Annotated in this window: 39 protein-coding genes; all 39 read left to right on the top strand. The window is 37.4% G+C overall.

Going from position 1 to position 22,348, the window contains the following annotated elements:
* On the top strand, positions 1 to 471 hold a 471-nt coding region (locus tag ACINWC743_RS01150), incomplete at its 5' end, for a phage regulatory CII family protein (protein WP_157432061.1).
* Positions 472 to 519: 48 nt separating this feature from the next.
* Positions 520 to 795, top strand: coding sequence for a hypothetical protein (locus ACINWC743_RS01155; RefSeq protein WP_009584050.1), 276 nt, complete (start codon positions 520 to 522; stop codon positions 793 to 795).
* The gene (locus ACINWC743_RS01160; RefSeq protein WP_009584038.1) at positions 792 to 1,088 is read left to right on the top strand and encodes a hypothetical protein; all 297 of its coding nucleotides are present in this window, start codon (positions 792 to 794) and stop codon (positions 1,086 to 1,088) included. The genes ACINWC743_RS01155 and ACINWC743_RS01160 overlap by 4 nt, the downstream gene beginning before the upstream one ends.
* Positions 1,085 to 1,444, top strand: coding sequence for a hypothetical protein (locus ACINWC743_RS01165; RefSeq protein ID WP_009584057.1), 360 nt, complete (start codon positions 1,085 to 1,087; stop codon positions 1,442 to 1,444). Before ACINWC743_RS01160 ends, ACINWC743_RS01165 begins: the two co-directional genes overlap by 4 nt.
* Entirely contained in the window at positions 1,441 to 2,364 is a 924-nt protein-coding gene (locus tag ACINWC743_RS01170) for a hypothetical protein (RefSeq protein WP_009584069.1), read from the top strand. Before ACINWC743_RS01165 ends, ACINWC743_RS01170 begins: the two co-directional genes overlap by 4 nt.
* Positions 2,361 to 3,113 carry an ATP-binding protein gene (locus ACINWC743_RS01175; protein WP_009584030.1) on the top strand — a complete coding sequence of 251 codons (753 nt, stop codon included), beginning with the start codon at positions 2,361 to 2,363 and terminating at the stop codon, positions 3,111 to 3,113. The genes ACINWC743_RS01170 and ACINWC743_RS01175 overlap by 4 nt, the downstream gene beginning before the upstream one ends.
* Positions 3,110 to 3,505: a hypothetical protein gene (locus ACINWC743_RS01180; RefSeq protein ID WP_009584058.1), complete on the top strand. Its 396-nt coding sequence runs from the start codon at positions 3,110 to 3,112 to the stop codon at positions 3,503 to 3,505. The genes ACINWC743_RS01175 and ACINWC743_RS01180 overlap by 4 nt, the downstream gene beginning before the upstream one ends.
* Complete coding sequence (locus ACINWC743_RS01185; RefSeq protein WP_009584059.1) at positions 3,490 to 4,269, top strand: DNA-methyltransferase; 780 nt, start codon at positions 3,490 to 3,492, stop codon at positions 4,267 to 4,269. Before ACINWC743_RS01180 ends, ACINWC743_RS01185 begins: the two co-directional genes overlap by 16 nt.
* On the top strand, positions 4,266 to 4,502 hold the full coding sequence (locus ACINWC743_RS01190) for a hypothetical protein (protein WP_009584052.1): 237 nt from the start codon (positions 4,266 to 4,268) through the stop codon (positions 4,500 to 4,502). The genes ACINWC743_RS01185 and ACINWC743_RS01190 overlap by 4 nt, the downstream gene beginning before the upstream one ends.
* The gene (locus ACINWC743_RS24660; RefSeq protein WP_009584034.1) at positions 4,499 to 5,014 is read left to right on the top strand and encodes a hypothetical protein; all 516 of its coding nucleotides are present in this window, start codon (positions 4,499 to 4,501) and stop codon (positions 5,012 to 5,014) included. The genes ACINWC743_RS01190 and ACINWC743_RS24660 overlap by 4 nt, the downstream gene beginning before the upstream one ends.
* Complete coding sequence (locus ACINWC743_RS01205; RefSeq protein WP_009584060.1) at positions 5,011 to 5,388, top strand: HNH endonuclease; 378 nt, start codon at positions 5,011 to 5,013, stop codon at positions 5,386 to 5,388. The genes ACINWC743_RS24660 and ACINWC743_RS01205 overlap by 4 nt, the downstream gene beginning before the upstream one ends.
* On the top strand, positions 5,381 to 5,746 hold the full coding sequence (locus ACINWC743_RS01210) for a hypothetical protein (RefSeq protein WP_009584073.1): 366 nt from the start codon (positions 5,381 to 5,383) through the stop codon (positions 5,744 to 5,746). The genes ACINWC743_RS01205 and ACINWC743_RS01210 overlap by 8 nt, the downstream gene beginning before the upstream one ends.
* Positions 5,736 to 5,912 carry a hypothetical protein gene (locus tag ACINWC743_RS24415; RefSeq protein ID WP_009584024.1) on the top strand — a complete coding sequence of 59 codons (177 nt, stop codon included), beginning with the start codon at positions 5,736 to 5,738 and terminating at the stop codon, positions 5,910 to 5,912. Before ACINWC743_RS01210 ends, ACINWC743_RS24415 begins: the two co-directional genes overlap by 11 nt.
* Positions 5,905 to 6,303, top strand: coding sequence for a hypothetical protein (locus tag ACINWC743_RS01215; protein WP_009584074.1), 399 nt, complete (start codon positions 5,905 to 5,907; stop codon positions 6,301 to 6,303). The genes ACINWC743_RS24415 and ACINWC743_RS01215 overlap by 8 nt, the downstream gene beginning before the upstream one ends.
* Before the next feature lie 4 nt (positions 6,304 to 6,307).
* A complete protein-coding gene (locus tag ACINWC743_RS01220) occupies positions 6,308 to 6,997 on the top strand; it encodes a hypothetical protein (protein WP_009584031.1) in 690 nt (229 codons plus the stop codon).
* A gap of 191 nt (positions 6,998 to 7,188) precedes the next feature.
* The gene (locus tag ACINWC743_RS01225) at positions 7,189 to 7,788 is read left to right on the top strand and encodes a hypothetical protein (RefSeq protein ID WP_009584035.1); all 600 of its coding nucleotides are present in this window, start codon (positions 7,189 to 7,191) and stop codon (positions 7,786 to 7,788) included.
* A gap of 27 nt (positions 7,789 to 7,815) precedes the next feature.
* A complete protein-coding gene (locus ACINWC743_RS01230; RefSeq protein WP_009584070.1) occupies positions 7,816 to 8,058 on the top strand; it encodes a hypothetical protein in 243 nt (80 codons plus the stop codon).
* A gap of 111 nt (positions 8,059 to 8,169) precedes the next feature.
* Positions 8,170 to 8,478: a hypothetical protein gene (locus ACINWC743_RS01235; RefSeq protein ID WP_009584042.1), complete on the top strand. Its 309-nt coding sequence runs from the start codon at positions 8,170 to 8,172 to the stop codon at positions 8,476 to 8,478.
* 215 nt (positions 8,479 to 8,693) lie between these two features.
* Complete coding sequence (locus ACINWC743_RS01240; RefSeq protein ID WP_009584037.1) at positions 8,694 to 9,110, top strand: hypothetical protein; 417 nt, start codon at positions 8,694 to 8,696, stop codon at positions 9,108 to 9,110.
* Positions 9,091 to 9,384, top strand: coding sequence for a hypothetical protein (locus tag ACINWC743_RS01245; RefSeq protein WP_009584032.1), 294 nt, complete (start codon positions 9,091 to 9,093; stop codon positions 9,382 to 9,384). Before ACINWC743_RS01240 ends, ACINWC743_RS01245 begins: the two co-directional genes overlap by 20 nt.
* A 13-nt stretch (positions 9,385 to 9,397) precedes the next feature.
* A complete protein-coding gene (locus ACINWC743_RS01250) occupies positions 9,398 to 10,039 on the top strand; it encodes a putative metallopeptidase (RefSeq protein ID WP_009584040.1) in 642 nt (213 codons plus the stop codon).
* A 59-nt stretch (positions 10,040 to 10,098) separates the two neighbouring features.
* A complete protein-coding gene (locus ACINWC743_RS01255; RefSeq protein WP_009584045.1) occupies positions 10,099 to 10,563 on the top strand; it encodes a DUF2280 domain-containing protein in 465 nt (154 codons plus the stop codon).
* On the top strand, positions 10,564 to 12,102 hold the full coding sequence (gene terL, locus ACINWC743_RS01260; protein WP_009584047.1) for a phage terminase large subunit: 1,539 nt from the start codon (positions 10,564 to 10,566) through the stop codon (positions 12,100 to 12,102). It abuts the gene before it with no gap.
* Between the two features lies 1 nt (position 12,103).
* Entirely contained in the window at positions 12,104 to 13,597 is a 1,494-nt protein-coding gene (locus ACINWC743_RS01265) for a phage portal protein family protein (RefSeq protein ID WP_009584028.1), read from the top strand.
* Positions 13,598 to 13,607: 10 nt separating this feature from the next.
* Complete coding sequence (locus ACINWC743_RS01270) at positions 13,608 to 14,810, top strand: phage minor head protein (protein ID WP_009584055.1); 1,203 nt, start codon at positions 13,608 to 13,610, stop codon at positions 14,808 to 14,810.
* On the top strand, positions 14,811 to 15,101 hold the full coding sequence (locus ACINWC743_RS01275) for a hypothetical protein (RefSeq protein WP_005029010.1): 291 nt from the start codon (positions 14,811 to 14,813) through the stop codon (positions 15,099 to 15,101).
* Between the two features lie 55 nt (positions 15,102 to 15,156).
* Positions 15,157 to 16,116, top strand: a complete 960-nt coding sequence (locus tag ACINWC743_RS01280) for a hypothetical protein (protein ID WP_009584026.1) — start codon at positions 15,157 to 15,159, stop codon at positions 16,114 to 16,116.
* Positions 16,117 to 16,119: 3 nt separating this feature from the next.
* The gene (locus ACINWC743_RS01285; RefSeq protein WP_009584029.1) at positions 16,120 to 16,497 is read left to right on the top strand and encodes a hypothetical protein; all 378 of its coding nucleotides are present in this window, start codon (positions 16,120 to 16,122) and stop codon (positions 16,495 to 16,497) included.
* A gap of 11 nt (positions 16,498 to 16,508) precedes the next feature.
* Positions 16,509 to 17,585 carry a major capsid protein gene (locus tag ACINWC743_RS01290; protein WP_004824736.1) on the top strand — a complete coding sequence of 359 codons (1,077 nt, stop codon included), beginning with the start codon at positions 16,509 to 16,511 and terminating at the stop codon, positions 17,583 to 17,585.
* Positions 17,586 to 17,595: 10 nt separating this feature from the next.
* A complete protein-coding gene (locus ACINWC743_RS01295) occupies positions 17,596 to 17,964 on the top strand; it encodes a hypothetical protein (protein WP_009584061.1) in 369 nt (122 codons plus the stop codon).
* An 8-nt stretch (positions 17,965 to 17,972) separates the two neighbouring features.
* Positions 17,973 to 18,413, top strand: a complete 441-nt coding sequence (locus tag ACINWC743_RS01300) for a gp436 family protein (RefSeq protein ID WP_009584065.1) — start codon at positions 17,973 to 17,975, stop codon at positions 18,411 to 18,413.
* Positions 18,414 to 18,911, top strand: coding sequence for a phage virion morphogenesis protein (locus ACINWC743_RS01305; RefSeq protein ID WP_009584048.1), 498 nt, complete (start codon positions 18,414 to 18,416; stop codon positions 18,909 to 18,911).
* Entirely contained in the window at positions 18,886 to 19,308 is a 423-nt protein-coding gene (locus ACINWC743_RS01310; RefSeq protein ID WP_004824732.1) for a hypothetical protein, read from the top strand. Before ACINWC743_RS01305 ends, ACINWC743_RS01310 begins: the two co-directional genes overlap by 26 nt.
* Positions 19,309 to 19,316: 8 nt before the next feature.
* Positions 19,317 to 19,487, top strand: coding sequence for a hypothetical protein (locus ACINWC743_RS24420; RefSeq protein ID WP_009584025.1), 171 nt, complete (start codon positions 19,317 to 19,319; stop codon positions 19,485 to 19,487).
* Entirely contained in the window at positions 19,480 to 20,214 is a 735-nt protein-coding gene (locus ACINWC743_RS01315) for a hypothetical protein (protein ID WP_009584027.1), read from the top strand. Before ACINWC743_RS24420 ends, ACINWC743_RS01315 begins: the two co-directional genes overlap by 8 nt.
* A gap of 64 nt (positions 20,215 to 20,278) precedes the next feature.
* Entirely contained in the window at positions 20,279 to 20,839 is a 561-nt protein-coding gene (locus ACINWC743_RS01320; protein WP_009584053.1) for a hypothetical protein, read from the top strand.
* Between the two features lie 60 nt (positions 20,840 to 20,899).
* Positions 20,900 to 21,181: a hypothetical protein gene (locus ACINWC743_RS01325; RefSeq protein WP_009584067.1), complete on the top strand. Its 282-nt coding sequence runs from the start codon at positions 20,900 to 20,902 to the stop codon at positions 21,179 to 21,181.
* Positions 21,182 to 21,183: 2 nt separating this feature from the next.
* Positions 21,184 to 21,768: a hypothetical protein gene (locus ACINWC743_RS01330; RefSeq protein WP_009584033.1), complete on the top strand. Its 585-nt coding sequence runs from the start codon at positions 21,184 to 21,186 to the stop codon at positions 21,766 to 21,768.
* A 2-nt stretch (positions 21,769 to 21,770) separates the two neighbouring features.
* Positions 21,771 to 22,319: a hypothetical protein gene (locus ACINWC743_RS01335; RefSeq protein ID WP_009584023.1), complete on the top strand. Its 549-nt coding sequence runs from the start codon at positions 21,771 to 21,773 to the stop codon at positions 22,317 to 22,319.
* Positions 22,320 to 22,348: the final 29 nt, after the last annotated feature.

Genomic DNA, 22,348 nt, shown 5'->3' on the forward strand with positions numbered 1-22,348 from the left:
CAAAACGCTATTTGGCAAATGATAAGTAAAACACCTGGTTTTACTCCTAAAGACATTGCCCAAGTAATAGGGGATTCGCATAACACAGTTTGCAATTACGCAAATATTAATATGCCGAATCACTTACCAAGCATCAAAAAATTAGAAGCAATTCTGTATTACACGCAAAACCCAGCTTTATTAAAAATTTGGGCGCATGAGCTTGGTTATGCATTGCTGCCTGTTGAGTGTGATCGAAGTAAACACCATGAGCTTTCTATTTTTGAAGCAATGATGCAGCACAACATCAAGTCAGGCAAAGCAAACAAGGTTGTTTATGACGCTTATGAAGATGGTGTGGTAACACCTCAAGAATATGAAGAGATACACCAACTCACACAGAATTTAATTGAATTGGCGACTGCTGTAGACCAAGCAGCACTAAAGCAAATGAAAAAATTTACATCAGGTGCAGAAATAGAAAAAGCCTGATTTCGTGGATCAGGCTTTTAGTAATTCAAACATTTGCAAGGATTGAATATGAAAACGAATTTATCACAACAGCAAGACACAAACAAGATTTCAGACAATTATAGGACTGGGGACTTGGTTGTAATTATTGATCACCAATCAACAGATTTATTTACTGTAACTGAGGTAAAGGGTGACTTTTTTGGGGATTGGGTTGTTATGACTAATTCCAAAAATGTGGAGTGGAGCAGTGGAACAAGATTTATTCGCCCCGCAACCACGGCAGAAATCAAAGCCAATCGCCGTTTAACTGAAGCTGAACAAGCTTTAGCGGAGGTTTCATGAATAGTAGCTTTAAATCAATACCTGAGCACAAGCAATCTCAGCAGATCCAGTCGTTTTATGAACCAACTTTAGAGCTTTTAGAAAGCTTGCATGAGATTAAGAAAAATAATTTAAAAATGCGTGGTTACAACGAAGAAAACGCGGCAGTTACAAAAGAGGAACTGTCTCAAAAAATGGCTTACCGATTCAAAATTACAATCTGGTTTGCCAGTCAAGTTATCTCAAGTTTGATAAGAGCTGATCGGATTATTTCATTCGGTGGGTATGTAAAACCTAAAGGTGGTGCGCAATGAGATATTCAGCAAAAAGAAAACAGGATATTTCTGTTTCAAAAGCTCCAATTGAAGCGGTAATCCCATTGCTAGAACCCGTAAGAATTTACACAGCCATAGAGCTTGCAGCAATGCCTTTATCAAAAATGAATGAAGCAATAGCAGCTCAAGAGGCTTATTACCTCATCGAGCATACAACAAAAATGGGGGGGCAAGCCAAAGTTGTGCGCCGTTTAATGCAAGAGGGCGCTCCATTAATACAGGTAATAGAGAAATCAAGAACACGATACAAGATCAAAAACGAGTATGTCGAACCACGAATTATTCGACAGTTGGAAAAACGTGGATTCGTCAAGCTGAATGGAGGTGCTAAATGAATTATTTTAGTACAGGGCATGAGGTCGTTGATCAGGTAGGGAGTGTTCATTTAGAGGGAAATGTATTGCCTACTAATTGGTTTAATTCATTTCGTCTAGAGAATGGAAAACCTGATGTAAATGCCGTTATTTTACTCTCTGAAATAGTGTATTGGCATCGTCCAACTGTGGTTCGTGATGAGGATTCTGGTCAAGTTATAAGCATGAAAAAGAAGTTTAAAGCTGATCTTTTGCAACGTTCTTATCAGAGTTTTTCTGATCAATATGGATTCTCTAAGCAGCAAGTCAAAGAGGCTTTAGATCGTCTTGAGCAATTTGGAGTGATTAAGCGTCATTTTCGAACAATTGAGGCTAACAGTCAGAAATATAACAATGTTTTATTTATTGAGTTGATTACCCCTGTGCTTTTTGAAGTGACAACCCTATCACTTTCAAAATGGGGAGGGTCTACCTTTTCAAATAGGGAGGCTCCCCATTTCAAAAGGGGGACAAATACAGAGAATACTACAGAGATTACTACAGATATAAACTCTCAAGAGAATTTGTCTGAAAATTCGACTCAGGACGATTCATGGAAACCTAATCCTGAATTCTTAAAAAATATCATTCGTCAAACAAAATTTAGTCAACGAGTGGACGAAGTTTTATTGATGCCTGATTTTCAATTTCACTTAGGAAATTTTAATGCGCACTGGGAAGATAAAATTTCACTGACTGAAAACCAAAAAACTCGAAAATTTGTTACTTGGTTGCTAAAAGAGTTTGAGGATCAGATTTTAAAATCTACACCTAAAAAACAAACAAGATTGATTAAGACCAAATCACAAATAGTAAATCGAAATGTTAATGATGCATGGGCTGATATTCCTCAATATCAGGGTCCAGTAGAGAACGTTGAAATACCAGAGGACTTCGTATGAATGCTATGACCTCAATGGAATTTCAAAAAGTAAGTGCATATTGCACCAAACACAAAGTTCAAATGATTCAGACAGGACCTTTTCAAACCTGCCCTAAATGTGCCATTTCAGATGTAGTAACTGGCAATAAGGAGCATCAAGCAGAAGTAGATCAAATGGTACGTGATAATCATTTTGCTGGCGCAATGATTCCTCAACGTCATCAAAATTCAGGGTTTAAAAATTACATCGTGAATCCAGAATTACCTGGACAAAAAAATGCTTTATCGGAAAGTGTGTCTTTTGCCAAGTTAATGATTGCTGGTGATAAAAGAAATTTCATCATGTCAGGCAAAACTGGTACTGGGAAAACTCATTTAAGCTGTGCAACTGCTAGAACACTTCTAAACAAGGGTATTTACGTTCGATACATCACAAGTGAAGAACTTGCTCAAAAAATAATGAATGCATGGGATAAGGACACTAAAGATCAATCAGAGCAATCATTGATTTATGAGTTCACTCAGTACGATCTACTTATTCTTGATGAATATGGTCTACATGACCGTGAAAAGCGTTTAGAGCTTGTTCATAAAGTCTTGTATTCACGTTATGACGCAATTAAATCAACAATGCTTATCTCAAATTTTACTCTCAAACAACTCAAAGAAGATTTGGGTGATCGTCTGTGGTCAAGATTCCAACAGGGCGGTTTAACTCTAGTTGAGTGCAATTGGGGTGATCAACGGATGCAAGGGGAGTCGGTATGAATGCGGTTGAGTTTGTTAGGAAATTTGGGTGGGTGAAGGCTGTTGAAGCTATTAAAAATGCGCCCCCACTGGATGATAAAGTTTGGTATTTCTTTTGGTGCAATGAATGTGGAAATGGCGGAAGTTCACAAACAATGAACACTGACTCTTACATGTCTGATTATTGTGCTTGTTCAGTATGTACTTCTGAAGATTTGAAATCAGATGATGGTGTATATGAAGAATTAAAAAGCCTAGTCGAGAGCTGGGAGATGGTGGGGTCTTATGGTGGGCTAGTTAATGCAAAAATTGAAGTTAAGTACATAGATTTGGATTGGGATTTTAAGAGTCCTCGTCAATTGCGTTTAGAGCAAGCCATTGCAGACGTGGAAAGCGTATGGGGTGGGGTGTGAAAGACTTCAATCTAATGCATGGTGATTGTCTCGAGCGAATGAAAGAAATCGAGAGTGGTACCGTAGACATGATTCTTTGCGACTTGCCGTATGGGACAACGTGCTGCAGTTGGGATGCTGTTATCCCATTTGAGCCGCTTTGGGTTGAATATGAGAGGGTAATCAAACCTAATGGGGCGGTAGTCTTGTTTGGCGCTGAACCATTCTCTAGTCATTTAAGATTGTCTAATTTACAGAATTTTAAATACGATATCGTCTGGGACAAAGTTAAAGGGGTTGGCTTTTTAAATGCAAAAAAACAACCTATGAGAAACCATGAAATCGTTAGTGTTTTTTATAAAAAGCAATGCACTTACAATCCGCAAAAAACGACTGGTCATAAGCTTAAAAAATCATCGCGTGGAAAACATCTGCAGACAGATGTGTATGGTCAAATGAATAATGATTATACATATGAATCAACGGAGCGTTATCCGCGATCCATTCAAGTTTTCTCAACTGATACTCAAAACTCATCTTTTCATCCAACGCAAAAACCAGTTGCTCTTTGTGAATTCTTAATTCGCACATATACAAATGAGGGTGAGACTGTTTTAGACAACACCATGGGGAGCAGTACCACAGGCGTAGCTTGTGTAAATACTGGTCGTCACTTTATTGGAATTGAGAAAGAACAAAAGTATTTCGAAATTGCGAAAGAGCGTATTGCATCGGCTGGAATTGAGAAAGCAAGACAGCCTGACTTATTCGAGGTGGCGGTGTGAGTCAATCAAAACCTAAATACATTGAAACCGAACTTGGCACAGAAAAACTTTGTATTTGTTGTGATGAATATTATCCACTCGATGATGAGTTTTTCTTTCATCGCAAAAGAAAAAACAAGATGGGGGAGAAAAAACAATACGAAGCACCATGCAAGGCTTGTTATCCAATTCATTACAACAAGCAGACAAGTGGACGTTACAGCATTAAGTCGAATTATGAGGTGGCACTATGACAACGATAAACAACCTGACAATTGAGCGGATGAGAGAGATTGTTTCTAAAGCACCTACCAACGCTGAAAGTTATCAAGGTGGTTACTACTTTCGTGAATCACCTCAATTCATGTTTCACAATGGCTTTCATGATCAATGGAATTTAACAGACAACGACGGTTTGTATTTTAGGGCTGCTGGATTTCACCCTGTACGGATAGACGACCTCCGCACCGCCATTGCAAAACATGACGAACAAGGAAGCAATCCTTCCGAGTTTAAGGTGGGGGATTTGGTGGTTTTAAACCAAAGCCACTCACAGAATAGAGTTCTTAAAATTCAAATGTTTCATGAAGATTTTATTAGAGCTTTTGTGAGTGATTCAATCAAATATTCTTTTGGACATAAGATTAATTTCAGACACGCAACCCTTGAAGAAATCAAAGCAGGTCACCGCATAGATGACACAACAGACCACGTCACAGACATTCGCAATCATGTTAGCCCGAGTACAAGAGTGGTGGATTTATGAAATTAACCAAAATTCAACGTGCCGAATTAAAACAAAAATTTGGTGGTCATTGTGCATATTGCGGTATTGAACTGGGTGATAAGTGGCAAGCAGATCATTTAGAGCCAATTCGCAGAAATTCAGATGGTACATGTTTGAATCCACATTTAGATGTTTATGAAAACCTGATGCCTGCTTGCAACATTTGCAATAAGAATAAGCATTCATTCTCATTGGAATTTTGGCGAAAAACTTTAGAGGACTCAAACCGCAAACTTAAGGATTATGTCGCAAATTACCGACTAGCTTTGATGTTTGGACAGGTGCAAGAAACAACTCAGCCAATAGTTTTTCATTTTGAAAAGTTTGGAGTGGAGGCAGAACGTCATGGATAAGTTTGAAAAGGCTATTTGTGAACATAATCCACTCTACAAAGAGGGTTTGCAGGATAAATATTATCAGGGAGCAAAATGGGCATGGCAATCCCGACAGGCTGAGGTTGATGACCTAACCAAAAAGAATAAGGAAGCATACAGTCGTGAAATTAAAGAATTTGAAAAAAATTTGATTTTAAAAGCTGAACTTGAAGAGAAAGACAAAAAACTCAAAGCAGTTGAACTGATATTGATTGAGCTAAAAGAATCAATGACCAATTTCAAAGAATTGGATCTGTACGACAAAGGTGTGAGAGTGGCTACAACTTACACAATTGATGATTTGGAAAAAGCCCTGCGAGGTGAGCATGAATCTTGAATCTAAACCTGTATGCATGGATTGCTTCATTGCTGAGGATGTTCGCTTTGAGCCTGAGCATTCAGAGTTTCTATGTCCAAGCTGTGCTCATTTCAGAGATCAACAAGAAAATGAATCTGAACTTTACGATCAATATGAAGATTGGGGGGGGATTGATTTTGTCTAGCATCTCGATTGCTGATTATTTGAAGAATTATGCGACAAAGAAAAGGAAACCAAAGCGCCGTAATTTGACTAAAAAAGAACGTGTTGTAAGTGAAGGTGAAGCAATATTAATTCAGCATTTTAAGGCTTATGGAATTGGATATGAACAAGAGTATCAGTTCAATGAAAATCGAAAATGGAGGGCTGATTTTCATATTACAGGTACCAAAATTTTAATTGAAGTTGAAGGAGGTATTTGGAGCAATGGCAGACATACAAGAGGTAAAGGCTACATAGCAGATATGGAAAAATATAACTCAGCTACAGAGTTGGGTTATTCAGTGTATAGATATAGCACTGAGCAGGTTAAGAGCGGTAAAGCGATTGAAGAAATTAGACGGTTAATAGGGTGAGTTTATGACAGCAACAGCAAAATTTGAGAAACATCGAAAAGAGACTATAGTTCACGATTTACGCCGTTTATTATTTACTCCAAGTCGCTCAAAGGTCGATTTTACATTGCTCGACTTAGCACAAAAAACAATGGATGGATTTAAGGACGGTGTAGGTGGACCATCAACATTCGGAAGTAAGGTCAATAGTGCTGCTCTAATGATGCAGGATATGAGACCAGAAGTTTATTCAATGTTGTGGGCATTAGTTCGTTCAATCAATCCTACTGATCGTCACTTTGCATTACTTCATAATCTACTAACTTCTGAAATTCGCTTAAAGTTTAAAGAGGATGGTTTTAAAACCAAACAGATAACAACTAAAGAAGCTGCAAAAGGTGTTGCCCGTTCAGCGCTTATTCAATTTTTATTTAAACGAGGTATGTGCACCAAATGTAATGGAAAAGGGTTTGTATTTTCAAAAACTGATAAAAAGCATGTTGAGTGCAGTAAATGCGAAGGGAAAAAAGAAGATGCTTACAATCAATCAGAGCGGCATCGAATTTCTTGTATGAGCATTGATCGAAAAGCTTATTTAAGAACTTATGATAAATACGAAAAGGTAGCATTAGATATTTTAGGGGATTGGAGAATTGATCTTGATGCTCACTTAAGAGGATATTTTCACTATGTGGCTGAAGAATATAATTTATGATTGCATAGTCCCAAAATAAAGGGTATATTTTTCTATACTGGTCGTATTACGGTTTATCCGAGACCAAAACAGTTTTGATTTATTTTTCATGCCTACTAAATTCTACTTTAGTGGGTATTTTTTTGTTCATTATTTAGATTGTAGTAATTCAGTGTATAATTTATATTCCCAATAAAAAATAAGGAATAACAATGCCTTTTGCAGACTTGATGAATGATACAATTTCTATTTATGATGAATATGGAAATCTTGTTAAAGAAGGAGTTAAAGCAAGTGTACAAGGTGGTAAAGCTGTACATACTTTAGGTGCTGATTTTGCAGTTAATATAGGCTATTTTGTTGAAAGAAAAACTCCAGCAGGGGTTGTGGAAAGATATAAAGTTCTAGAGCCAAATTACTATGGCAATTTCCATGGCATTCCAGCGCATTATCAAATGAAAGTTGTAAATGTGAATGCCATTCCTGATCCTAGAACAAGCTCAACTATTAATACAATTCATGCTTCAGGGAACGCAAGGGTTTACCAAAATAGCGTAGATAATTCTATAAATACATATACCGCAACTCAATATAAGCAAGCACTTAATCAAGTAAAGTCTGACATTTTGGATTTAGACCTTGATGAAGTCGAGCAAGCGCTAACAACAAAAGCTATCACCAAAATAACCGAAGAAATAGAAAGCGGTAGCCCAAACAAGGATAAGTTAGGTGCTTATATTTCACTTCTACCTACTGCAGTTGCGACCCTTGAATCTTTGGGAAATTTGGCAACAATGATAGGTTTGAATTAAATTAACAATATGTTTTAAGGAACTTTTATGAAAAGAATAGAATATTTCTCTGCTAAAAAAGAAGATGGCATATACGAATTTAATAAAGAATATTTCGGTGGACAACAGCCTTCTGATTGGTTTCATAGTTCAGATGGTGGGCGATTTGAATTAATATTAAAGTTGGAAGATTATCCAGATGTTCGTTTTTTTATTTATCATAATGAAAAAACTAATGATGAAGATTTAGAAAATATCAAAGCTGCATGGAAAGCATATTGTCCTGAATAAAGAAATAACATAAGTAAAACCTCTTGCAAGGGGTTTTTTTATATCTTTAGATTGAAAATTGATCATTAAACCTTTATATATTATTAGAATTAACAATATTTTGGGGTGAGTATGGATTGGTTGAGAGAGAAGCTGTGGCAATTGGATGCTTTCAAAAAAACATTTCCAAAAGTTTTTTGGTTGTTGTATTTGTTAGTGTTTTTAGTTATGGGTTCAGCGATTTTTTATTTTCCGTTCCTGAATGCAATCGCAAATATAGATTTTGGTTTAATGGGGAAACCTTTTTTCTCAATTATTTCAACTCATATTGAGGTATTAAAATGGGGCGTGTTTGTTGTCCCATTAATTGTCCTTTTATTAGGATTAAATTTTGCTGATAAAATCTATCAAGAAAGATTGGATCAGCTTCGAAGGTTTTAATGAAAATTGATTGTAAAACCACACACTGTTGGGCTTTTTTATTGCCAAAACCTTTGACATTTTTATTTAAAATTATCTCTTAAGTATTTAATTTTGAATAGAAATGTTTTGACATTATTTTTGACATTTTTGTTTTAAATTTGCCGAAAGCATTACGGCACAAAGAACCCCGCTGAATTCTAGATTTTGGCGGGGTTTTTATTTTTAGGTGGTATATGGAAATTAATAAATACACCACTCTTACCCAAAAGAAGCCAATTAAAACAAAACCAAGAGCAAAACCTCTACCCAAAGCAACCCAAAAATATTTAGAAGCTGAAGAGACTTTGTTTCAAGAATTAGAAGAAAACCTAATCGGCTATCGCCGTAAATTTCAGTTTGAATCAACTAGAAATTGGCGATTTGATTTCTATATTGTCAAACTCAATTTACTCATTGAGATTGTTGGTAGCCCTTGGGCAATGGGGCGTGGTGGTAAGAAGATAGCAAATTCATTTAACAAATATGATCTGGCTGAAGATATGGGCTATAAGATTGAGCGGTTTCATCCTGATTCAATTCTATCAGGTCATGTGATTCGCTGGATCAAGTCGAAGTTAGAGAGTTTAGAAAATGAAACAAAGAATATATAAGAAACTGTGCAAACAGGCAGAAGTAGTTTTGGTTCATGGTTTTGGATTTAATCAAGATGATTTTAAGAATGATTCCAACGGTGTACCACATGTTGTGATTGATGAGTGTTATGAGGAATTTGAACAATCGGCTTTAGATGAATTGTTGGTAATGATGGAGGTCCAAGATTTGGATTGTGATGTATATAGCCTAAAACCCAATGCAAGACTCATTAAGGAAGCTATTAAATTCATGTATATCCCACCTCACCTATACTCATTTTTCCGTATTTAAATGGATTGTTGCAATGGACCAGATTAGACCATTTCCACCGACAGACTTGATAGACCAAGCTGAGGAAGAGGTAGCGATTCGCTTGGCACCTGCAGCGGATCTAAAAGAATGGGTAGAGAAAAACTTCTTAACCCTTGGTGGTGAACTTCATAATCCTGATCATGACCACATAGCTGAATTACTTCATGATGACGAAACATTCTTAGCATTCGCATGGGCTTCGTCTGCCGCCGTTGCTAAAAAACGAATGGTATTAGGTCAATGTGAAAAGGTGATGTTTAACCAAGGCGGATGGCGTAAAGCTCGGCAAGAACAACAAATGCGTGATTGGTTTGGGTTTGTTCCTGTTTATCTAATTACAATCGATGCAAGCTTTTGTGAACGTGCGAACGATCGTGAATTCTGTGCTTTGATTGAGCATGAGCTATATCACATTGGTGTAGAACGTGATGAAGATGGGGAAATGCTTTACAGCGATCATACAGGCTTACCTAAGCATTATTTAGCAGGTCATGACGTTGAGGAATTTATAGGAGTGGTCAAACGTTGGGGAGCAAGTGAGGACGTTAAGCGCATGGTTGCAGTCGCTCAAAACCCGCCGTTTGTTTCGGATTTGGAAATAACTAAATGCTGTGGAACGTGTCTAATTAACTGAGCCTTGAGGCTCTTTTTTTTTGGCTATTTAGGTTGACGTAGGTTGACAGGATTAAGGGTATGGCAGCACTAAAAAAAGAGGTAAAACTCTTTATAGTTCGATCACTTGCCGTATTTAACACACCAACAGAAACGGTAGAGCTCGTCAACCAAGAATATGGGGTGATTGTTACTAAACAGCAATGTGAGAAATATGACCCAACAAAGCGAGCAGGTGAAAATCTCAGTGAAGAATTGAAGAAAGATTTCGAAAAGACTCGTGAAATGTTTTTAGGTAAACCTGAAAACATCCCGATAGCAAATTTATCAGTTCGATTGCAACGTTATGAGAACATGTTTATAGGCACAAAAAACAATGTGATGAAATTAAAAATTCAGGAACAAGCTGCTAAAGACATGGGTGGTCAGTACACCAATCGACAAGAAATTACAGGAAAAGGGGGAGAACCTCTACAAACTACTTTTGTTCAGGCTACGCAGGAGCAGGTAAACGAAGCAGTAAGGAGGGCGCAAGAGGAGTATTAAATGGATCTGCAAACGCAAGTAGAAAAGTCATTGTGTGAGCAAGAACATTTGTATTTCACAAGACGCTTTTTTAAGCCACGTATGGGCTTCAAATTTATGGTGAACTGGCATCATGAATATGTGGCTTGGCTAATAGATGAGGTGGTAAAAGGTAATATTGCCAATTTGGTTATAAACGTTCCACCCGGAGCGGGTAAGACCGAACTAACTACAAATCTAATCGCAAGAGGAATAGGCTTAAATCCTCGCTCTCGATTTCTTTATCTTTCTTATTCTCAATCACTTGTTGAGGATGTTTCATCTACAGCTAGAAACATCGTGAAATCTGATGATTTTCAGCGTATGTGGACAACAAACATTTCAACCAGTACGGATGCTAAAGCAAGTTGGAAAACGACTGTAGATGGCTATGAGGCAGGGCATATTTATGCAGCTTCAATGGGTGGACAAGTAACAGGACGAAGAGCCGGAACATTAGCTGAGAATGGATTTACTGGGTGTATTATTCTTGATGATCCTTTAAAACCTGAGGATGCATTTAGTAAACCCGCAAGAGATAAAGCTAATCGAAAAATCTTAAATACAGTCAATTCACGAAAAGCAAAATCTGATACGCCAATCATCATGATTATGCAAAGACTTCATTCAGAAGATCCTACAAATTTTGTGATGACTGGAAATGTACCAGGTGAATGGACTCAAGTTTCCATTCCCGCATTAATTGATGACGACTACATTTCGACTTTGCCAGAACACATTCAAAAACTGATTCCTCGTAATGTTGAGAGAGACTCAAAAGGACGTCAGAGCTACTGGCCACTTAAAGAATCTTTAACCTCACTCTTACAATTGGAAAAGGGTGGAAAGGATAAGGATGGCGCAAAAGTTTCTAGGTATACATTCAGCAGTCAATATCAACAATCACCGAAAAAATTAGGTGGTGACTTAATTAAATCTGAATGGTTCGGGTATTACTCAGAATTACCATCACTTCAATGGCGTGCGATTTATGTAGATACAGCTCAAAAAATCAAAGAGCACAATGACTACACTGTATTTTTACTTGTTGGGCTTGGCATTGATGGGAAGCTGTATTTAATTGACTTGCTACGTGGAAAGTGGGAAGCACCAGAAATGAATCGTCAAGCTCAGGCTTTCATTGATAAACATAAAGATTATACCTATGAGCTAAGACCTATACGCTGGATGAAAGTTGAAGATAAAGCCCACGGTACACAGTTAATTCAGAATCTTGGCACCTATTCAGGTGTTCCAGTGCTTCCAGTACAACGTGGAACAGACAAATTAACTCGTTTAATGGATATACAAGTGCCTCTAGAGAATGACTACGCAAATAATCCAGAAGATAGATTTGTCATGTTGCCAATGAATGCGCCGTGGGTTTCGGCATTCACTGAAGAGTGTGAGGCGTTTAATGCTGCAATGACTCACGATAATGACGACCAAGTTGATACTTTGATTGACGCAGTTGAAGAGGCAACAGTTATGCAAAATTATCAACCACCAAGGGCGGGATAAAATGGCTAAAAGCAAAAAGAAACAGAAGGAAAGCCAACGTTCAGCAGGCGGTTATCTATACACGCAACAGGCTGAAATGGCTCTTCTTAATTATTTGACCAAAATGCCTGATGTGGATGAGGTTTTAAGAAAAGCCGGAGTTACTCGTCATCGGTTATCTGTATTGATGTACGATGATGAAATTTATCAATGTGTAGAAAAACGCCAAGATAAACTTGAGAGTTCTCCTTTTCGTTTAGATCCTGAAAGCGGAATTAAAGACAGTATTCAAACCAAAATATTGACTCAGCAAATTACAAAATGGTGGTCTGAGTTGGTGTTAGGTGCGCAGAATGCCCGTTGGTATGGTTATTCTGTTATAGAAGCCGTATATAACAAGGAGATGCTACACATTGAGAAAAACACAATTACGCCTTTTGTGGGGTGGGGGTGGATTGGTGTTAAGCCAATGCAATGGTTTGAGCCAAAGAATGATGGGCGCTTAATACTGCAGCGTAACTACAACAGCCTGAACAAAGATTTAGAGTGTGATCAAAACCTCAAGTATTTTCTTACCCAATGTAAACCGACTTATGAGAATCCATTAGGCGAAGCATTATTTAGTCGCTTGTATTGGCTGTGGTTTTTTAAGAATGGTACAACTAAATTTTGGGCTAAATTTGTTGAGCGTTTTGGAAATCCTTTGCTACTAGGTAAGTCAGCAAATGTTAATGCGATGATGGATGCTCTACTTCAAGCACATGCGAGTTCAGTATTATCACTTAATAATGGTGAGTCTGTCGAAATACTTTCAGCTTCATCAAATGGTAATGGTGGATCAGCAGCCTTTGAGTCTTTCGATAAGAAAATCGAGAAAAGTATTCAAAAAGTTGTTCTTGGGCAGACTTTAACAAGCGGTACTGATGGATCTGGTTCACGTGCTCTCGGCGAGGTGCATTTAGAGGTCCAAAACAATAAGGTTAATGCTGATATTCGAATGATTACTTCAACGATTCAAGCAATTGTTGATGCTCTTTGCGCTTTAAATGGTTGGGAAAAGCACACCATTGTCATTGGTGATGAAAAATCACTTAAAGCAGATCAAGCAGATCGAGATGTAAAGCTGAAAAATGCAGGTGCCAATTTAACAAAGCAGTATTTTCAGCGTAATTATGACTTATTGGACGGTGATGTTGCTGAAACAGGTGCTCAAAATGGTGTAGCAGCTTTACCTCAATTCAAAGCATTACCTAATCTACCTTTCAAGTTTAAAGCGGGTAAGCAAAATCTTTCGGCTAATCAATTGGAAGTTGAAGAGCTTACAGCTTCTCAAGAGGTGATTAAATTACTCGATCAGAAACAAGTAAATGAACTGATTCAAAGTAGTAAATCGCCTGAAGAGTTGGCTTATAATTTAATGCAGTTAATACCAGGTGCAACACAATCAGAATTTACAGCGAATTTAGAGCAGGCTTTGTTTACGGCTGGTGTTTTAGGTTGTGTAACTGCCAAGTGAGAGAGGTACCATGAAACCTGTTACTTTTCTTGAAGCATTAAAATTCGCAGAATCACGAAAGATCGTATTGCCTGATGAATTTTATTCAATGGATTTAAAGACCCGACAATTGGCAACAACGGTCGGGTTTTTATCGAGTATTGAGCAAATTCAAACAGTGATTAAGGGCGTCAATAAAGCTATTGCAGATGGTACGACTTTTGAGGATTTTAAAAAGTACGTTGCTGATAATGACATTATTCTAAGTGAATCATATTTAAGTAATGTTTTTAGAACCAATATACAGACAGCTTACAGTCATGGACGTTGGGAGCAACAACAGCGAAACAAAACTAAAAAGCCGTATTTGATGTACTCGGCTATTGATGATAGTCGGGTTCGACCAGAGCATTTGGCATTAAACAAAATCATACGCCACATAGATGACCCATTTTGGCTGTTGTATTACCCGCCGTGGGGTTTTATGTGTCGATGTACTGTTATTGCGCTTACAGAAGCTCAGGCGAAGAAATACGGTATTACTTCGGATGAAGATCTACCCGAAGTTGCTCAAGAAATGGGATGGTCTACAAGTCCTATGACTTACGGGGATATGTCGAAATTAGTAGACACTAAAATCAGCGAAACGATTTTAGATAAAGATTATCTCTTAGAGCAAAAGAAAGTAGTTCAAGCTGAATGGACTGCATCGTCAAGATTAACTGATCTATTTGCACCGATGACAGACTCAAGCCGTGATTTATTCAAAGTGATTTCAGATACAGTCATTCCCTTAGATCCTGAAATAAGACCAAGTGCAATCAAAACTTTTATTGATTACGTGCAGGGAAATGATGACAGGCTTACAAGCTATCTTAATCAGCCCTCAATCAATCTTGCTGAGGATGTGCTTAAACGATGGATCAAGGAGGATATGTCTAAGATTCAAGCAATTTCTGCAAATACGAGCGAAGTTATTTCGGGATCTTCGAATTTGACTCAAGTTGCATCGATGGAAGTGGGTAAAGTCATCACTTTAGACTCTCCTATGCTAATTGCAGGTGAATCTAACATCATGATTCAAATTGAGAATGCAAAAGGCTTGGGTATTGATCTAGCTAAATTGAATGCAGGTCAAGGCACGTTGTTGGGATTAGGTCTATCGTTTGAAGTTGTTTCAATTGAAGCTGCAAGCGGGGTAATTATTTATAAACTTAAAGCATTGGTGAATTAAATGAAATTACATTTAAGAGATGGCTCTATATTGCAATACAAAACGAATATGGAGCTTAAAGGATTGGTTATTGATTCAATCGAATTAGAGTTTACTGATAACAATCTCATACCTGAAGAAATTATATGGTGCTGGGATGGAAAGACTTCAATTGATCAAACATATTCATTTGAAGAAAAGATGAAGTTAATCGAAACTTTATCTAATGCTCTTAAATGCAATGATCCTTGTGTTTATGAACACAGTAAGTTAGCTGAGAAAAAGCTACTGTTACTTATCTCAAGTCTATAACTTTTTAAGATTTATTAACCGCCCAATAGGGTGGTTTTTTAATGGAGCATGAAAAATGCCAGAGGAAAACAAAGATCAGTTAAAACATCAATTTACCGCTGTAAATGTACCCATAGTTTTAGCAGAAGATGGAACAAGTAAGCGCCGTACTTTTGATGCGGAAGTGTATAGCGGTGGACGCATAGATAATCATTATTTTTGGGGGAGAAGCGGAGTAGTAATCGATCTTCAAAACATACAGTTAAAAACAAAAATAGGATTAGTGGAAGAGCATTTTGGCGGTCTACGTGTTGGGGTTGCTACTGAATTTGAAACAACCAATAAGTTTAGAGCTAAAGGTCATTTTCTATCTAATCCACGTGCACAAGAAATTGTGAGTGATGCTGATGAAGAGTATCCATTTCAAATGTCTTGGTGGGCAGATCCTGAAAGTATTGAAGAAATTTCAGCAGGAAAAACAATCACAGTAAATGGACAGGAATTTACTGGACCATTGCATGTTTTTAGAAATGTGCGTGTGCATGAAATCACAATTTGCGGTGTAGGAGCGGACACACAAACATCCATCCAAGCCTTTTCTAGCAAAACTAACTCAAATCCAATAGAGGACACTAACGTGACTGAACTCGAACAGGCGAAAGCTGCTCAAAAGAAAGCTGAAGAAGAGCGTGACGCAGCACAAAATGAACTTAAAAAGTTCAAAGCTGATAAACGTGCTGATGATATTGCAGTTTTGGAAACATCTCTAAACAAGCAATTTAGCGCTGAAGAGAAGAAGTCCTATACAGATATGGATGACGTATCTTTTAACTTCTTATCTCAGCAATTAAAGCAATTTTCAGCAGGCACACAACAACCCACTGAACAACCAAATGGAAATAATATTCCAAATCAATTTGCTCATTTATTCAGTCATCAAGCGAATGGTGGGCAGGGCGGTGCATCTAATTCAGATCAACCTCACAAGTTTACATCTGGTGCTCAAGCATTCGCTGACCAGAAAAAAGGGGCTTAATAAATGAGCAATAAAACCTACCTAGGAAGTGTGAATCGCGAGACACGACCTTTCAATTTAGATATTGAAAAACTACGCCGTGCAAATGCCAAAGTGACTGCGGCAACAGCCTACAAAGCAGGGGATCTATTGGTTTTATCTGATTCCAATGTGGTGACGCATGCCACAGATGAAAAAACTTGGAATGTTGTATGTGGTCAAGATGTTACCGCGCAACAAGCAACCCAAATGGCAGCAGATGGGATTGAAATCCCGATTTACTTTGGTGGGGTATTTAGCATCGAAGCTGTGCGAATTGCAGGGGAATATTTAGAGGTTTCTAAATACGACTCAGCTCGTGCCAAAGCAACTTTAAACAATATTGAATTTTCAAAAGTATAAGGATTTTTAAAATGCCTCAATCTTTTACAGTTAATGGCGCGCCACTTGAATTGCTTGATGTTGGTGAGCTTGCATTAATTCACAGTAACTATAAGCCAATGGACACATGGCTAATTGATAAATTATTTCCTAATCGTCCTTCATTTGATCGAGATGAAGTACCATTGTCAGAAATTAGCACAGTTCATGATTTAGCACCGCTGGTATCACCTCATCAACCTGGTAAACCATTCGATACTAAACGAGCAGCTAAAGTAGAATTCGTTCAACCTGCATATTACAAACCTAAAAACATGGTCACACCTGCGACAGCTTTTGATGAAGCATTAATTGAGCGCTTGCGTTCAGCAGGAATTATTTCAACTGGTAGCCAACAATTATCTGAACAGGAAAAAATGGTCATTGCTCAGATCGCTGTAATGAAGCGAAACCATGACGCAATTGATAATTCTGTATTGTTGATGGCAACAGAGTTATTGCTTAAAGGGAAGTATCTACTTCAATCAGATGATTATGAATATAACATGGTAGATTATGAACGAGATGCATCGCTAAATTTCACTCCATTAACTCCTTGGAATCAGGCTGGTGCTAAACCTGTAACAGATATTGAATCAATTGAAAAACTTTTGCTTGATGCAAATGGTGGTCCTTCCAAACTCTATGTTATGTCAGGCAAAGTTTGGGCAGCATTATTCATTAATGAAGAATTTAAAGAACGTTTTGTTAAGCCTTATGCTGGTATTGCAGTGCCATATAAACCAAGCTTAAACGTTCAAGAAGGCGCTTCATTTAAGGGCTACTTGGATGAAAAAGAATTGTGGGTTTATGACGCAACTTATCGTTTAAAAGATGGTGTGAAGCGCTTTATTCCAGATGATTACTTTGGTGCTATCTCTGATACTCAAGGATCAATCGCGCAATGTAAAATCAAAAATATGTTGGCTAATGGTGCAGTTGCTAAATATTTTGATCGTCAATGGTATAGCGAAGATCCAAGCGGTATCTTCTTGATGACTGAATCAGCCCCACTTGCAGTGCCATCAAATAAAAATGGTGTATGTGGTGGTACAGGCTTTATTGTTTAAGGGGAATTACATGCCAAAGTACATCGCAAAACAATCCATTGGTCATTTTCGACCTGGTGACGAAATCAAAGGGCTTGAAGATAAACAAATTCAAGCCCTTTTAGTTTCTGGTGCTATTGAAGAAGAGAAAGCACCAGAAAAAACCAAACAGGATGGCTCTGCTCAACAATTGACTGAACTTGCTGCTGAAGTTGAAAAACTGAAAGCTAATGAGCTTTTGCTTATTGATGCCAAAGATAAAGCCGAGGCTGAAGTTGAAAAACTGAAAGCAGAAGTAGTTAAGTTGCAGGATGCTTTAAATGCTTCAAAACCCAAATCTGCAAAGGATAAAGAGCAACCTCAGGCTCAATCCGAAAAGGCTGCAACTGAATCCAAATAGGTGGCGATATGTATGCGACTGAAGAGGATTTGATTAAGCGATTTGGTAATGAAGTTGAAAACCTAAAAACAATGTTACCTGAGGGTGCGATTGCAGAAGCATTACAAGACGCTACAGAGGAAATTGATAGTTATGTGGCGGTAAAGTACAGATTACCGCTTCCTAGCATTCCAAGCACTCTACAGCGAATAGCATGCAATATTGCAAGATACCGCCTTTACTTTCAGCAACCTACTGATGAAGTAGAGAATCGCTATAAAGCTGAAATTGATTATTTGAAGCGGATTGCTGATGGTAAAGCTGTGCTCAATATCCTAAACCAAAATAATGAAGTCACTGAAGAGAAGCCGAAAAACTCACCTGCAACCATGCCAATCGGTACAACTTATCGAGGTGGTGTTTTTGGAGATGATATTCTCAACAGGATGCCAAGCATCAAGGAAGGTTAAATGGCTATTGCAATAACAATCACTGCTGAGAGTTCGCCACTTGAAGCGATCTTTAAATCATTAGGGGCTTATGAGCGTGAAGAATCAAAGCTTTTTAATGAACTTGGATCTGAGCTACTGGACCAAGTTCAATTAAGGTTTATAGAAGGTGTCGGTGTTGATGGAAACCCTTGGGTGCAATCCTGGCGTGCTGAAATGCAAGGAGGTCAAACATTAAGGGATAAAGGCATTTTGATGAATTCCTATACCTATAATGTTTTGCCGAATGGTGTTGAGGTTGGTACAAACGTTGAATATGCAGCGCCTCTTCATTTTGGTGCGCTTATCCTTCCTAAAAATGGCGCATACATAACTTTTAATGTAGGTGGGCAATATCGCAGAGTTAAACAGGTTGTTTTACCGCCACGTACTCAGCTAGGGATAAATCCTGAAAATGAAGAATCACTTTTGAATATTGTAGGAGATTTTATTAATGAGCTCATTCTTCGCAGTTCGTGATGAAATTGCAAATAAGCTAAAAGAAATTCCAAGTTTTAAGGAAATATACACCCCTCATAATTCAGCAAAAATCACAGAAATGATGCAGATAACGCCGTCAGCTCATGTGAACTTTGCCAGAATTGTAAAAAAGGCTGATGCAGGTGCGGGCAAAGTTAATCAACTTGGGCAGCAATGGGCGGTTTCTGTTGCGTGTCGAAATGCTCAATCTCAAATGACCAATGGCAATGCTGTAAATGATGAAGCGGGTGAGCTCACTGAAGAAGTGATTAAACTCTTATCTGGTTGGCAACCTCGTTCCTCAACTCGACCTTTAACACTTATTGATGTTAAAGAGGGTTACAGTCCAACATGCACATACATTACAGTCATTTTTGAATCACAGAAATTTATTTAGAGGTTACCATGACAAAACAATACATCGCCCGGCAAAAAGTCGGGCGTTTTAGTAAGGGCGATACTGTGGGCGGTCTTACTGAAGCCCAAATCAAACAATTAGAGGCAGATAAGATCATTGAAGAGGTGAAGCCATCTGCTCAAACAAAACCAAGCAAAGAGGTGAAAACAGATGGCTAAGGAATATATTTCTTTACAGGGTAAGTTTTACTTATCCGAAATTGCAAATGGTGTGGCGGCTGAAATGCGCCATATCGGGAACGTACCTGAATTTGAGCTTGAAATCACGACTGATCAAGTTGAGCATGAAGAAAGTACATCTGGTCAACGTACAACAGACTTTGTATTGACCAAAAAAACAGGTGTTAATTTCAAAGGTAAACTTGAAGAAGTAGACCAAGCCAATTTGCAATACATCTTGTCAGGTATGAAATCTGAAATTGCAAGCAAGGTTGTTACTGATCAGGTATTAGGAACAGTTAAAGCTGGTCAAGAAATAAAACTTGATGGTTATAGCCTTACACAAGTTTCATTTAAATCAGGCTCAACGGCAATAACAGCCGATAAATATGTGCTTGATGCCGTGTTTGGAACTGTAATTTTTAATGAAGCAATTGCAGATCCTGTTACAGCAAGTTATACAACTGGTGTTGTTAGCCATACCACAATTGCAAGTGAATTTAATAAAGAATATGAACTTTTCTTTAAAGGAATTAATACTGCTACAGGTAAAAATATGGCAGTGCGTTTGTGGCGCACTAAAAAATCACCAGAAACCACTTTTCCATTGATTCATGAAGAACTCGGTCAATATGAAATTTCAGGACAAGCATTATCAGAAAGTGAAAAAGGTTTAGATCCTACACTTGGCTTATATGGTCATGTTGTCACGATTCCAGCAGCATAATTTAAACTACAGGCACAGAGGGCGCAAAAGCGTCTTTTTTTGTGCCTGTATTTAGGAATTTAAAATGAATGAATTTTTTCTGGCTTCTAATAGATCTATTTATGTTCATGATTTAGAGTTAAAACAAATAACAGTAAAAGACTTGGATCAATGGTCTCAGTTTGCAGAACTGATTCGCAAAGATTTAAAAAATGATTTCTCAAAAGAAAATATTGAATCAATTGTAAAACAGCATATTGTTTCGGCTTTAGTGCTTTGTTCGCTTACCACGATTTATGATGTTAAATATTATTCAGATTTAATGAGCAATGAAGCTGATATGTTTTTAGATATTTTCAGAAATGTTCTTAATGTAAACAAAGCATATTTTGACCAAGAGGATTCGAAAAGCCAAAATAAAAAATCTGAAAACACTTGGTTTGATTCATTTCAGTTTTTAATCAGTAAAGGGCATCGACATAAAGATATTTTGGATTACAGCTTTGGCACATTTCTAGAATATTTAAAAGCTGCACAACGTAATGAAAGAAATTCTTTATTAAGTTTTAGTGGTGCTATGCGAGTTTCATATCATGCAGATGCTAAAAGATTTGAAAAGTATAATAAAGAGATGAAATCTGTTTAAAATTCACATTGCGCAACAAACATTCGAAATATATCCTGTTCTAATAATGAGGGGATTTTCATGAAAAAATTATTATTAGCACTTGCACTCTTAAGTTCAGCGGATGTCTTTGCTGTTGATGCTCGAAGCATTAGAACAACAAATGATATTGTTGAGTATAACGATTCTGTAGGAACCATGATGTCTAAGCTTGGACGTCCTGATGGTAAATATGAATACTCAGGTCGAGATACTAGAGGTAAATTAGTATTCTTCACAGACTTCTATTACAGCATTGATGGCTTGAAATACACAATTACAGTGCTTGAAGGCAAAATCTATAGAATTCAGTGGGAGCGTTGATTGTGGAAGTATCAATTTCAAAACAGCAATTAATCTTATTAGTAGGGGCTATTCTTTTGCTGATAGGCGCATTCTTACCTGTTCTCAGTGTACCAATAATGGGTTCATTATCGTTATTCAATAACGGCAGAAGTGATGGTTTAATTATTGCGGGCTTAGCTATTGCAGCTATTGCATTAACTATTTTAAATAAGATTAATATTATTCGTATTGTCGCTATTTCTTCTTTGGGTATCGTGTTTTTTGACCTTTATAGGGTTTATACAAAAATAAGTAATGCAAAAATCGAGATGTCTGAAAAACTTGCTAACAATCCTTTTGGTAACGCAGCTAGCGCAATGATGGATACAATTCAGCTTCAATATGGTTGGGTGGTATTAATTATAGGGTGTTTAATTTTGCTTTTCGGATCATTTTTTAAAATAGTAAATCCTGATGAAGTACGACAAAAGCATAGGGGCGCTATAACAGAAGGGAAAGAGCCCCACATAACAGAGGTTAAACCTTTAATTAGAAAATGTAGGTTTTGCAACGCTGTAATGCCTGAAAAATCATTAAAATGTTGTTCTTGTGGATCAATAAATTAACCATGAATATTGATGAGAAGCAGCTCTACAAAAAATGGTTTGATTTAAACTTTGACGCATCAGAGAAGCAAGCCTTATTGGATATCGGTATTGAGTGCAAAGCAGACCATAAATATTTCAAATATGAAATATTAGATATTTTTGGTTTTTTGAAAAACTATAACCTAAAAAAATTACCTAATTTGTATGAAAGGTTTTTAGAGAGATACATTGAATTAAATCCAATACACATACGATCACAGATTGATAGAAACCTACTTAGAATTGATGATTATTATGCTGCGTGGTTCTTTAATAGGCATTGTTTTTTTAGCATGTTTGATGAGGCAAAAAAAAGACAGGACAGAGTTTTGCTATGGTCTCCATTGATTGATACAAACACCCCATTGGAATGTACCCAGTATTTAAACAAGGTATTTAATACTGATGATATTTTTTTAGAGCAGGCTATTTTACATTGGGAATCCCCAAATCGAGGATGTAGATGTGCTCTATTGACAATAAGGAGAGATCAATTGATTAAAAATCCTGATCTCATTTTTTGGATTTAAATAGTTTCTAAGGGTGCTTGCAGTTCTCT

The sequence above is a fragment of the Acinetobacter sp. WC-743 genome, from assembly GCF_000335555.1.
GTDB classification, from domain to species: Bacteria; Pseudomonadota; Gammaproteobacteria; order Pseudomonadales; family Moraxellaceae; genus Acinetobacter; species Acinetobacter bereziniae.